The sequence below is a fragment of the Mucilaginibacter psychrotolerans genome (assembly GCF_004519315.1).
GTDB lineage: Bacteria > Bacteroidota > Bacteroidia > Sphingobacteriales > Sphingobacteriaceae > Mucilaginibacter > Mucilaginibacter psychrotolerans.
Genome location: NZ_SOZE01000060.1, coordinates 1 through 13,096, shown reverse-complemented (window position 1 = coordinate 13,096; position 13,096 = coordinate 1). Strand labels below are relative to the sequence as shown.

Here is a 13,096-nt window from a genome sequence, read left to right as displayed (position 1 = left end):
TCCGTTTTAACAGAAGGGGGCATATGAACTCAATTTTTGATAAACTTATAACCAGAATGACCGAGGCTAAACCCGTAAATTACAAAATGATTAAATGCGAACTAAATACATAATCCTATAAATTGATATGAAAGAACATCATAAGCTTATCCTTTATATTGCTGGTAAAACTCAAAAATCAATTAAAGCGATTGAAAACATCGGCAAATACTGTGAGGAGCATTTAAAAGGTAGTTATACTTTGGAAGTGATAGACCTAAGAGAGCATCCGCAACTGGCCGAAGGTGAACAGATAATTGCCACACCAACGCTGATTAGAAAGTTGCCAAATCCTATCCGAACATTAGTTGGAGATCTGTCTGATAAAGAAAAAGTGCTGGTTGGTTTGGATATAAAAATACGGCATAGTTAGGACAATATATTTTTACTAAAGCCCTTTAGATAGGATAAACCAAAATGTCGAACCTTTTCCTACATGCGAATCTACACCGATCTCACCACCGTGTTTGCGAATAATTTCTGCGGATATATATAAACCCAGCCCCAGGCCCAAACCTTGACTGCGGTTTTCATTGACACAATAATACCTGTCAAACAAAAAAGGCACATATTCGGCAGAAATACCTTTCCCTTTGGCTTGGAGTGTGTTCCTAAATGAATAATCATTTGAACCTGCGCACAACGTTTTACAAGAAGATTTTTAATTTCTTCTAAGGCCAATTTTTCGACTGCTCTTGGTTCGGGTCTTATAGTTTTTAGCGCAATGGGGGCAGTAATAAGATAGAAGACAATTGCCAGTACCTTGCTCATGTACATGCCATAGTCCACAAGGCAAACAGCGCAAAAGAAGCGCTTAATATCGGCAGGCGATTTTGGTCAACCGTTATGGAAAAGGGATTTGTCTTATACCAATCGCCCGAATTAATATTACCAGAGCATATAGGAATAACCAAGGAGGTATTATTGGAAAGAGCAAAGTTCAATTGGGAAAGGTGGGGTAAACAGGGCAGCGAATTTTTAAGAGGCGCAGAATTATACCGCGCCGATAATAATTTTAGGCTTACAGCATTTCTTTTGCACCAATCCGCTGAAAGCGTTTTGAAGGCGATTATACAAGCCGTTATAGGCTACCGGGTGCAGATGCATAATGTATCAAGGTTGTTAAGGCTAACCTTATTATTTACCGATGAACTAAAAGAGGTATTTGAATTGAATACCACAGAGGGGGCGCAACTATATCAATTGTTGCAAAACGCCTACTCACAATCACGATATAATAGTTCATTTGATCCTGACGGAGATTCGGTATGAATACTATCAAAACAGGTAACAAAGTTTAATAAAGTCGCAGAAAGAGTTTACAAGCAATATATACAAGATAATAAGCGTTGACAGCCTCAGCAGTATTGGCAAGCGGGCATTAGTTCGCCTTGCCTTAATTCTGAAAACTTTGACCGTAAAGATGGTATCGCTTAGCACCCAAAAGTCGCATGTCGGCGGTTGATTTTAATCGTCTGGCTTTGCTGGCGAAAAGCAAAACGACACGTACACCCGTTGAAACCATGCAGCTACGGCAGGCGGCTTCATTGCACCTCGCGCTATCGCGCCGGGTTGCATTGCGCCGTCAGCCTCGCTGCCGCCGGCAGGAGTGAAATTCGTTCCTCATTACACACCTGCTTTCCCATCACTCAAATATTATAATCCCATTTCACCGCGTCCGGCAAAGTTACCGACCGGCGGGTGAAACCTAAAGGCTATACAAGCGAAGCATTTTAATTTGTTTTTTAGCGGTGCTTCGGCCTTGACATTTCACCCGCCTTGCGCTTTTGGTGCCTAAGCGTTGAAAATGGGTACGTATGTAACATGCCTTGTTATTCAAACAACTTAATTATGGTAACGACAAGGGTGCCTACGGCATATAACGAGAGCGTTAGAAAATACATAAGAAAAAACGGTTTAAGGGCTTTTGGTGTTCGAGTCTACAAAAGGTGAGTTGCATAATCAATTTTTGGGTGGTGATAATTAATACCAATGCGTCGGGAAATCTAAAGTAGTTGCTAATAAAAAGATAAGACCCGTAGTGTAGGTCAAAATAATTAAGAGGAAAAGTTTGAATAATGGAAAAAGGTTATATCTTTAGTAGATATAAGAGCGATGCACCCTTATCTTATTGTTGGTATTGGCGGCTCAGCAGGTGCGCTTAACGCATATAAAGCGCTTTTGGGTGCCATGCCATCAAATACGGGTATGGCCTTTGTTATAATTTCTCACATGAGTCCCACTGCCGATAGCCTGTTAGCTATAATATTGTCGGGTCATACCAGAATGGCTGTAATGGTTGCTACTGATGCAATGCAGATTGAAGCAGATCATGTTTATGTAATTCCACCGGACTCAAATCTTCTAATGGAAAATTTTACTTTCAAAGTCATCTGTCCTCGCTCACGCAGGAACAACCAAATTGATTTGTTTTTTATTTCTTTAGCAGCAGCAATGGGTAATCGTGCAATAGGCATTGTCCTTTCAGGATATTATCATGATGGGACTGCGGGATGCAAGCAAATTAAGGCAAACAGAGGAAATACCTTTGCTCAAGATATCTCTGCAGAGGTAGAATTCATGCCACTTAGTGCCCAGCATTCGGGTAATGTAGACTTCGTTATACCGCTCGACAAGATTCCTGATAAACTAAAAAGTTTGGCTTCTGCGCTTAAAATTTAGAGCATAAAGCATAATATTTATTTTCGACTGTAGAATATATTACAATGCAAGTAAACTTTTTATCAGAATTTTCCGAAATATTCTTCCGATTATACGGCCAGATGCTTGTCAACCACTTGGAGCAAATGATCAATATCAAAAGGTTTTGCAACAAAATCATTTGGAGCACCAGGCAATTGTAATGATGCAGCAAGATCGTGTGTCCCGGAAATCAAAATAATGGGCACAAAATGGGTCAAATGATTTTCCTTTACCTTTTTACAGATGGTGCGGCCGTCCAAACCAGCCAGCATTACATCCATTAATACTAAGTTAGGTTGAAAGTCTCTTATATCATCAAATACTGTATCCCCGTTTGATAATGCTCGAATTTCATAGCCGCTTTCTACCAATATTAAGGAAAGAACGTCCAAGATATCAGGGTCATCATCAAGAATGAGTATTCTTTTGCTCATAAAATATCGGAACTTTGAACTTAACTATTTTAAATCAACTAATAATGTGCCAATGGTGTTATTCGGTTAAGAATTAATTCACTTCTTGTAAAGGTAAACTAAAGAAAAACGTCGACCCTTTGCCTTGTTCACTTTCTACCCAAACCTTCCCATTATGCCGCTGGACAATTTCAGCTGACAAATAAAGACCAAGGCCAAAACCGGCTATAGCCTGGGTATCCCTATTTTCGATCCGGTAATAACGGTCAAACAATTTCTTTTGGTCCTGCTGGATTATGCCCATGCCCTCATCTTTAACCCCTACCTTTACGCCATCTTCTGTAACATCGCAGGATATCTCAATGTTTTTACCGTTCGGTGAATATTTTATGGCATTGCTTAAAAAATTATTGATCACCTGACCTATTTTATCCCTGTCAGCCTTTACCATTAAAGATGTACATGGGCTGAATTTAATATTGTGGCTTACAGTCGTCAGCACAACCTCCTCTACAATTTCATTGATAAGGGAGTCTATTTCAAATGTTTGCTCATTCAAATAAATCTTCCCGGCTTCAAAGCTTGAAACATTTAAAAAGCCGTTGATCAGGACGGTCATCTTCTTAACCTGGTTTTGTGCTTTATCCAGCTTATCTACCCTAAAGCTATCCTCGTCCTTTTTCGCCCTGGCTGTTAATAGTTGAATATACCCCTGAAGGGAAGCAAGTGGATTTCTAAGCTCATGGCTCACCATAGCTATAAAGTCATTTTTTCGGATTTCGTCCTGCTTTTGCTCCGTAATATCATGTATTACACCTGTAAAAAAGGCCGGTTTATTATCCTGATTGTGGGATACGTCTCCATTGGCCCTGACCCAGCGAAGCTTTCCGTCATGAAATCCACGCAGCGGGTATTCTATATCAAATTTAATTCCCTGCTTGATATTGGCCTCAACCGCATCAGTAACTGTCGTTTGATATTTACTATCAATTTGGGTGATTGCTGCTTCATAGGTCATTTGTTCATCGCGATGAAAGCCAAATATCTCCTTAAGCCGTTCGGATGGAGCAAATTCGCGGGTTTCTACATCTATTGACCACATACCCATTGCAGCCGAATCTAAGGCAATACCAAGCATTTTATTGCTGGCATTTAATTCCTGCTGTGTTTTCTTTAATTCAGTAATGTCATTAAACGTAACAATTGCACCGGTGTTTTTATTGTCAGCCTGCTGAACGTAAGGCATGGTCATTACCTGGTACCATTTACCATTATTAGTTTCAACTTCTTTCGTAATAATGCTGCCATTGGCTAATACTTCGTCGATATCCTCGATGATCGTTTCAAATCTGATATTGGTAGATATATTACTCAGCGGTCTTCCTATATCCGTATCCAGCAAGTTGATCTGCTTTACTGTTCCCGGAGAAAATTTCATCAGCCGCAATTCATTATCAATAAATAATTGACCGTTAATATTGCTCCGGAAATAGTTATTGAGATCGTCGTTAATTTCGAGCAGTTCTTTGTTTTTGAGCTGGTAATCCGAATTAATAGTATGTAATTCTTCATTAACAGATTGCATTTCCTCATTGGTACTCTGCATTTCTTCATTGGAAGAGATCAGTTCCTCATTGAAAGATTGTAAGTTTTCGTTAGAAGCATCAAGTTTTTCGTTAGAAGCATGCAGCTGATCCTTTAATTCCTTTAACTCCTCTTCCAGATTGACAACGTATTGATCAAGATATATTTTTTCATCAAACACGGTATCTGTTGATGAAGTGTTAACAGATTTATCTTCACTGAACGTTACCAATAATAATTGGCCTTGACCTTTTAATACTAAAGGACTAACCGAAAGGCTTACTTTAACAAAGAGTGTCCCCTGTTTGATTTTTATTCCGTTCAAAACTACCGCCTCGTTGGTGTTCAATACCTTTTTTTTCACCGTATTAAAAGCTACTGCAAGTGGTTTAGGCAAAAGTTCAGGCAGGTTCGAGCTGAAATGTTTATGGAGTAAATACCTGGTCGTATCGCCGTAAGATTTTATGACCTGGTTGTTGTCATCAATACAAACGGCAAGGAAGTCCGACCTTTTAGCCAGGCCTTCCAGCATCGCTTCGGTCAGGGTATGGCTGGTATGCTTAGCGTCGTCTTCGTGCAGAATTTGAGTTGCTTTAGGTTTGGTTTCAAAATAATCAGGCATAGAAAAAGCATCAAAAGTTACTGTCCGGTTTGTTTCCAGGTTCTTATATATTTTCCATTTTTTATGAACCACTTCCAGATTTTTCATGATCGGCATCGGATTCTCGCTTGTACCCAAGAATAAGTAACCGTGTCTCTTAAGCCCGAAATGCAACATGCCAAATATTTTCTTTTGTAAAACCGGGGCCATGTAAATCAACAGGTTACGGCAACTGATCAGATGCATATTGCAATAGGGCGGATTTTTCACCAAGTCATGCTGTGCAAAGATCAGCATTTTACGGATGACGGGCTTTACTCGGTAGGTGTCCCCTTCTTTTATAAAATACTTTTCAAGCCGCTCAGTAGATACGTTCTTTGATATGCTACTGTTATAAACGCCCTTACCAGCATGTATCAGGGCGGCATTGTCAATATCGGTTGCAAAGATCTTTACAACGGTATCCGCCATGACGCGTGGCATGCATTCGGCTATCAGGATGGCCAGGGAATAAGCCTCTTCACCGGTTGCACAACCGGCTACCCATATTTTCAGCTCCTCACCATAGGGCAACATATCGATGATGTATGGTAACACCTTGGCTTTTAAGAACTCATATGCTTCTTTGTCCCTGAAAAAGGAGGTCACACTGATCAGGAATTCTTTCGTAAGTGCGTCTATCTCCGGCGGGGTAACTTTTAAAAAATTAAGATAATTTGCCAGCGTAGTAAAATTACCATAGGCCGCCCTTCTTTTGGTCCTGCGTAATATCGTCGGTAATTTATAATCCGTAAAATCAAGAGATGATCTCTCTTTAAGCAGTTCAATGATCGCTGCGAGCTGTTTTTCATCATCTTCCTGATCAATTGTTAAATCACCTTCGTTTTTTACATAATCTTCAATTGCATCCGGCATTGCTGACGGTTCCAGCACAAAATCCACCAGCCCTGTAGCGATAGCATGTGAAGGCATGCTGCCAAACTCCGTAGATTTAGGATCACGGGCAATCACCATGCCGCCAGCCTTCTTAATGGCCTTAATACCGTCCGTCCCGTCAGAACCTAAGCCTGAAAGGATAACGCCGATTGCATTTTTGCCATAATCTGCTGCAAGTGAACTAAAGAAAGTATTGATCGTTAAGTACGGGGTTTTACCATGCTCTTTACCCGTCAAATACAATTTGTTCTCCTTTATGGTCATGAACTTATCACTCGGGATAAGATAAACCTGGTTGCCTAAAACGGTCATGCCGTCCTGAGCTTGTTCAACAACCAGCTTACTGTGCCTGGTTAACAGTTCAACCATCCGGCTTTTAAAATCGGATGATAAATGCTGTACAATCACATACGAAACACCATCCAAGGGGGTGTGATCAAAAAAAGAATTGATCTCTTCCATGCCGCCCGCAGAGGCACCAATGGCAATGATATGATGGGGTGCTTTCAACATGGCTTGCGTTTGAATCGGTGTGTATTTAAAACTTCTATAAGTGATGAGTAGTGTTGTATATCATAATTAAAGGTTCTTCGGTATGATAAACCAAAAGGAAGCACCCTTTCCGGCCTCTGTATCGACGCCGATCTGGCCGTCGTGTTTTCGGATGATCTCTGCAGAAATATATAGGCCCAGTCCAAGGCCCAGACCCTGATTGCGGTTTTCATTGACACAGTAATACCTGTCAAACAAAAAAGGCACGTATTCGGCAGAAATGCCTTTCCCTTTGTCAATGACTGAAACTTTAACGCTATCATTCAGATCATCTACATGAATAATGATCTCTTTTGATTCAGGAGCAAATTTAACCGCGTTATTAACGAAATTAACGAGTACCTGATCTATCCTGTGTTTATCAGCGAATACTTCGACATCAAGGTCGCCTTTATGAATAAGCTCGTGCGACCCGTTTACATTTAACCGGACATGGTTACAACAATCTTCCAAAATATCTTTTAATGACAATCGCCTTTTGTTTAAGGTCAACTGACCTTCGCCCATTCGGGTAGAATTTAAAAGATCTTCAACCAAATGGTTAAGCTTTTGAACATACCTTTCCGCATCCCGAGCAAGGTCAATTACTTTATCAGTTATTAAGGTGTCTTTTTTCAGTATCCTGTTAAATAATTGAATAACAGCTTTTAAACTCGTTAAAGGCGTTTTTAATTCATGGCTGGCGATATTGATAAATTCATCCTTATGAAGCCTGATCTCACGTTTAGCGGTAATGTTTTCAATAATAGTAAAGCCGAATGTTTCATTGTTGTCTTCGAAGAGAATAGAATTCACATTACACCAGATCAAATTACCGTCCTTTCTTCTCAGACAAGTTTCTAATGTAAAAGATGGCGAAGATCTATTCCAAAGATTTTTCTGTAGCATTTGCCAATGCTGATGATGCTCTACGGGAGAAAAGTCAAGTATCGTTGAACCAATAAGCTCGTTGCGGTCATAACCTAATAACGCTAATAATGCCGGGTTTACATCGATGATCTTTAAATCTGGCGTAATTATTTTATTACCCAGTTTGGATGTTTCAAATATCGTCCGAAATCGGATTTGGGAAGCCTGATAGGTTATTAGCTCATCATTTTCAATAGCTGCCAAATTTCCCGAAGCTTTTAACCGCTGGTTTTCCTTTTTTAAATGTAAGTTTTCTTTTTTTAAACTTTCAATAGTGTCCATGAAATGTATGTGTGTTTCCTAATACTTCAATAATCAAGCAATTAAGAAGTAACAATTTGCTTTGAGAAAACAAATTTGAACCGCCTTTGTTTCGACCCTTTAATATTAAGAAAATCAAAGTTTCTCCTCAAAGGAAAAACTTTGAATACATCGGTAGATTATAAACTCTGTTCAGCGTCTTCTAATATGATATCCCTGCTAAGCTGCTGATGTCTGTGTACGGCTTTACGTATTAATTCAGAACGTTCTTCAGCCTCTTTAGCTTTTTTAAAATAAATTGCTGCCAGTTTAAGCTGATTAGCTTCTGCATAATGGTCGCCGGTTTGATTTAGCATCAAAATGCTTTCATCCATGCCCCGGATGGCACTGTACAAACTGTCCTCAATATTTTCGGTAAGTGCTGCCATCAGGGTGTCCGCCGAGTAAGCATGACCTGTATGGCAACGGAAGCGGACAATATTGCCATCCATAATTTTTGATAATATGCCATGACAATCAGGGCAGGCATACCGTGACAACTCGCCAATATTCAAAGATCCCCGATTTAGACCATTCTCCTCAGCTGCAATGCCAATCTCGATTTTTGTTTTTTCATCTTTCATTACCGCTACATTTTCATTGATTGTTTCTAAAGATAATTTTACCAGCAAAGCTCCCATATCGGCGACCGGCACGCAATAATCTACCTCTAATTCACGAAGCGCACTTTCAGGCATAGAAGGCGCAATAGCGTCAGCTGGGTCCTGAACTACGGCAAGGCCGCCGCTGTACTTCACACGCCACAAACCAGCGGTTCCGTCATCCAGTTGGCCAGATAAAACCACTCCGATTACCCGGTTGCCATAAGCATAAGCCGCAGAACGGAATAGAGGGTCGACTGCGGGACGAAAACGGTTTTCTTTAGGCCCGCGTGTGACCCTTACCCGCCCTTCTTCAACCAGTAAATGGTGATCGGGTGGAGCCACGTAAATACGATTGGGAATTATAACCTCTTTATCGTAAGCATTTGCCGCGTGGATGGTATTCAGGCTGTTTAAAACTTCCGGCAAAAACCCGCGCAAAGTAGGACTCATGTGCCACACAATAAAGATGGAGGCATTCAAATCCGACGGAAGTTCCTGCACTAACTGTTTCAATGCCTCAACGCCACCGGTGGAGGCTCCGATGACTATAATATTCCTCTTTTCCATTATATAAGTTCGCGCCGGCTATTAAGAAAGGATTAAGACAACTTTTTCAAATGCGACCGGAACACATTTGTTATCACAAGCGCTTAATTCCTGAAATGTTTGAAGCTGTTGTAGTATATGGACTATCGCCTGCTGTAAGAAAGTCCTGCTTCTTAAAAAAGTGGTATATTGGCAGCGTAAATACTTGAAAAAAATGGAAGGTGATAATAACGATTCAAGCAAATATTTAGAAATAATTGATTCTGTAAAGAACGAGAATTTAGCGCTACGAACTGAAATACAGCAACTTAAATGCATTGAGACCTCGGATGCTGGTCAAACGGCTTACCAGGAAAGTCAAATGCGTTTCAGAACGGTTTTTGAATTTTCAAGACTAGGAAATAAGATCATTTCTTCAGATCTCAAGATCATCCAGATCAATCCGGCGATGGTTGCTCTTTTGGGATATAGTAAAAAAGAAGACATCATCGGAACACGGATACTCGATTATTCGCCGGAATCTGAACATCAGCACTGGGCTTTACTTCAAAAGCACCTATGGGAAGAATCAACTCCGTTTTTTACATTAGAAACCGTTTTGATAAGAAAGGATAAAACGCTGATCCGGGTAAGAGTTACATCAATCTTATTTCCCGATCAGGGTACGAACCTGGGTTATACTACAATTGAAGATATCACAGAACAGCATGCGCTTAAATTGCAAAAAGAAGAGTTTATAGGTATTGCCAGCCATGAACTGAAGACGCCAATAACCAGGCTGAAAGCAGTTTTGCAATTACTGAACCGGATGATTAAGAAGGAAAGTAACATTCCTGAAAAAATCGTTACGCTTGCTCACGAAGGACAGCTATACGTTGGGAAATTAATCCATCTGGTTGAAGACCTTTTAAATTCGTCAAAACTCGAACAGGGGCAGCTTTCTATACATAGAATAAAATTTCCGCTCTCAGATGTTATAGAAGGCTGTTGTAACCATGTGAGGTTAGACAGGAAACATTACGTAACACATAGCGGCGATCTTGATACAGAAATTTACGCTGACAGACATAAAATCGACCAGATACTAGTGAATTTCGTTAATAACGCGGTGAAGTATGCACCACTATCTGAAGAAATTGCTATTAAAGTTGAAAAGCTAACGGACCGTATTAAAATTTCGGTAACTGATAAAGGTAACGGCATTCCCCCCGAGGATGTTCCGCATTTATTTGATCGTTATTATCAGGTTAAAAAAGGCGAAATTCAAAGTTCTGGCTTAGGCCTTGGACTTTATATCTCTTCAGAGATAATCAAGAGACACGGTGGAGAAATAGGGGTTGATAGCCAAATTGGTGTTGGGTCTTCATTTTGGTTTACCTTGCCCATTGAAGACTAAAATCAAATGAGATATTATAAAACAAATATGCCTGCGTAGATATGTAATATTGTACACCATCTTGTTAGGGTTCAGCATATATATGTGTAATTTTCTTTGGCTAAAAAAAGACATTATAGTATCTCAATAGGTTTACGAGATTAGATTATTTCAATTCCTGTGTATTTAGATAAACCTTGAATTCCGAACCTTTCCCTAATTCGCTTTTCAATACAATTTTTCCGCCGGAATTAGTGACAATTTCATTAACCAAATATAGCCCGATGCCAGAACCTTCAACGGTGTTTTCTACACGGGCATACTTAGAGAAAACATCCTTATGTTTATTTTTCGATATGCCAATACCGTTATCCTTTACGGAGACTACAATTTGTTTTTTATCTTTTTTGGTGCTTATTGTTATTTCAGGTGGGGAACCGGGCGTATGAAACTTAATGGCATTATTGACCAGGTTATAAACTATGCTCCTGAGTTTTCTACGGGAAAATAAAATCTCTGATACTTTAATATGATAATTGATTGCAGCACCTGATTCCATGATTGTTCCCGCCAGGGTAAGACGAACATCTTCGAGAATGTCTTCGAAATCTAAAAGTTCTTCCTCTGCTTTATATTTATGCTTCAGTTTTCCCGCGTCGGTTAATTCGGTTATAATAGACTGCATTTTTTTAACAGAACTCTCTAAAATCCCAAAAAACATTAAAAATGCTTTGGACTTATCCGTTGATACTTTTTTTATCTGATTGATTGTCAGCAGCAAACTGGTCAGCGGCCCTTTAATATCATGAGATATTGTATCCAGCAAGGTCTCGTGATCCGCAATCAGCATTTCCTGATTAACCAAATCCTTTATCCGGTTTGTTATTTCCACAAATGTGATAATTACCCCGTTCGTCTTTTTAGTTTTTATTATGACATAGGGTATGATGTTCATTTGATACCATCTCGAATCCGTAGTCTGGATTTCCTTCTCGAGTATCTCATTGCTTTTGATGACCTGTTCAATATTCTCAACTATTGTAGGGAATCGGAAATTATCCTTAATCTCGTCAATGTTCTTACCTACATCATCAGTTTTTAAAGAAAACTGTTTCATAGCCGGAGGGGTAAACTTTCTTAAGATCAGGTCACTGTCCACAAATAATTGTGGAATAATTGTGTTTCTGAAATAATTCTCCAACTCATCATTTAGCTCAATGAGTTTGTTTATTTTTTGATTTTGATTAACCATACCCCTTTAATAATAGCCGGCTTTGGCAAGCGTTTCACTTATATTTATTTTTTATACTGTTCAATTGTATCAACAGACCGCGTATCCGCCCTATTCGAGTCGTCACCCGCGTCACGAAACGCCCGGCGCTGTCGAAGCAGATCCCAATTCTGGTCAAGTTTAGATTTGACCGTGTGCAAATCTTTTACATCCTCATCACTGAGTTCGGATGCTATATAATTGTTTTTTTTTCTCGGTTAATTGTTTGATATTATCCATGACGGAATTATCTTCTTTTTTCGCTTCCATGTTGTTTAGTTTACTTGTTGCCTTGATAACAGTTAATAAATGTATGTAAAAGCCCTATTATCAATTTCTTAACTGCATTTTTCAAGAAGAAAACCATACAGATGTTGTTCAAGTAAATCTGTATTGTATTCACTATCGTCACCGTTACTCGATATTTCTATTTCATCCTCATTAACTGTTACGGCAAAAACGGTACCTGCTATAATTTCGGGTAAGGAAATATTGATCACATCATAAACATGAGCCTATTCTATGCCCCGGCTCGAATCCAGTTTTAGATTGACCCCATAAGCGAAATCACTTTTTAATAATTGGAAAACCGATTCTGCACTTACAGGTTGTATATTTTTAATTGTAGTCATTTATGATGAATATAGAGAAGCGATCGATAGGAGTGTATAGGTATAACAAATCAAACAGAAATTGTTTGAGAGTTAAGACATTATAAAGGTTAAGGACACAACGACACGGGGTATGCTTTGTCTTTGCAAAAGGTAGAAATTACATCGCGATCATCCCCGAAAAAACGGTCGTTTTTAGCGGGACCTCAGCACATTTTATAAACCAAACGTTGTGAAAAGCTGGACAAGCAGGTGAAGATATTTATAAAGGATGAGGGCGTAGGGATCAGCGCCGAAGATCAAAAGCGCCGTTCGAACGGCTTTGTCGTTCCAGGGATGAAGAATCAAGGCCGTATCCGGTTTGGGGATCGGGCTTTACCTTGTTTCGGAGATTTTGGGTTATCACAGCAGCCGAATACCGGTCGAAAGTACGCCGGGTGCCGGAACGACTTTTTATTTTGTGATGGACTGCGCATAAAAAAAGCCGCTTATTACCAAGCGGCCCCTTTTAAAACTATTTTAGGACGATTCAGAGCCTGTTTAAAAATGGCTGAATAAAATTGTTCTGTGTTGAAAAGTTGATAAAAAGGCCATCGCTAATCGGTCAAATAAATACTAATTGTGAATAACGACAAACGCAGTTAGTATGAAA

The 13,096-nt window shown here is 39.6% G+C and carries 12 protein-coding genes; 5 read left to right on the top strand and 7 right to left on the bottom strand.

Annotated elements, in window-relative coordinates; genetic code table 11:
- Positions 1-127 precede the first annotated feature (127 nt).
- Positions 128-412 carry a circadian clock KaiB family protein gene (locus E2R66_RS27640; protein ID WP_133237034.1) on the top strand — a complete coding sequence of 95 codons (285 nt, stop codon included), beginning with the start codon at positions 128-130 and terminating at the stop codon, positions 410-412.
- A 15-nt stretch (positions 413-427) separates the two neighbouring features.
- On the opposite strand, the gene E2R66_RS27635 is transcribed toward E2R66_RS27640, so the two are convergent.
- Complete coding sequence (locus tag E2R66_RS27635; RefSeq protein ID WP_240049542.1) at positions 428-607, bottom strand: ATP-binding protein; 180 nt, start codon at positions 605-607, stop codon at positions 428-430.
- 278 nt (positions 608-885) lie between these two features.
- On the opposite strand from E2R66_RS27635, the gene E2R66_RS27630 reads away from it, so the two are divergent.
- Together E2R66_RS27630 and E2R66_RS27625 are read left to right on the top strand one after the other, a co-directional pair.
- A complete protein-coding gene (locus tag E2R66_RS27630) occupies positions 886-1,311 on the top strand; it encodes a HEPN domain-containing protein (RefSeq protein WP_133237030.1) in 426 nt (141 codons plus the stop codon).
- Positions 1,312-2,154: 843 nt separating this feature from the next.
- Positions 2,155-2,721 carry a chemotaxis protein CheB gene (locus E2R66_RS27625; RefSeq protein ID WP_133237028.1) on the top strand — a complete coding sequence of 189 codons (567 nt, stop codon included), beginning with the start codon at positions 2,155-2,157 and terminating at the stop codon, positions 2,719-2,721.
- A gap of 89 nt (positions 2,722-2,810) precedes the next feature.
- Here the strand turns inward: E2R66_RS27625 and E2R66_RS27620 are convergent, their stop codons facing one another.
- From E2R66_RS27620 to E2R66_RS27605, 4 genes are all read right to left on the bottom strand, one after another.
- Entirely contained in the window at positions 2,811-3,176 is a 366-nt protein-coding gene (locus E2R66_RS27620; RefSeq protein ID WP_133237026.1) for a response regulator, read from the bottom strand.
- Between the two features lie 73 nt (positions 3,177-3,249).
- Positions 3,250-6,789, bottom strand: coding sequence for a chemotaxis protein CheB (locus E2R66_RS27615; RefSeq protein WP_133237024.1), 3,540 nt, complete (start codon positions 6,787-6,789; stop codon positions 3,250-3,252).
- 66 nt (positions 6,790-6,855) lie between these two features.
- The gene (locus tag E2R66_RS27610; protein ID WP_133237022.1) at positions 6,856-8,019 is read right to left on the bottom strand and encodes a PAS domain-containing sensor histidine kinase; all 1,164 of its coding nucleotides are present in this window, start codon (positions 8,017-8,019) and stop codon (positions 6,856-6,858) included.
- Positions 8,020-8,177: 158 nt separating this feature from the next.
- The gene (locus E2R66_RS27605; protein ID WP_133237020.1) at positions 8,178-9,209 is read right to left on the bottom strand and encodes a chemotaxis protein CheB; all 1,032 of its coding nucleotides are present in this window, start codon (positions 9,207-9,209) and stop codon (positions 8,178-8,180) included.
- Positions 9,210-9,402: 193 nt separating this feature from the next.
- Between E2R66_RS27605 and E2R66_RS27600 the strand changes: the two genes are divergently transcribed.
- Positions 9,403-10,584, top strand: a complete 1,182-nt coding sequence (locus E2R66_RS27600) for a sensor histidine kinase (protein ID WP_158288530.1) — start codon at positions 9,403-9,405, stop codon at positions 10,582-10,584.
- 145 nt (positions 10,585-10,729) lie between these two features.
- Here E2R66_RS27600 and E2R66_RS27595 read toward each other — a convergent pair whose 3' ends face one another.
- Positions 10,730-11,815: a sensor histidine kinase gene (locus E2R66_RS27595; protein WP_133237016.1), complete on the bottom strand. Its 1,086-nt coding sequence runs from the start codon at positions 11,813-11,815 to the stop codon at positions 10,730-10,732.
- 44 nt (positions 11,816-11,859) lie between these two features.
- Entirely contained in the window at positions 11,860-12,030 is a 171-nt protein-coding gene (locus E2R66_RS29365; RefSeq protein WP_133237036.1) for a DUF2630 family protein, read from the bottom strand.
- Positions 12,031-12,696: 666 nt separating this feature from the next.
- Here E2R66_RS29365 and E2R66_RS27585 point away from each other — a divergent pair.
- Positions 12,697-13,002 carry a hypothetical protein gene (locus tag E2R66_RS27585; protein WP_133237014.1) on the top strand — a complete coding sequence of 102 codons (306 nt, stop codon included), beginning with the start codon at positions 12,697-12,699 and terminating at the stop codon, positions 13,000-13,002.
- The last annotated feature ends 94 nt before the right edge of the window (positions 13,003-13,096 follow it).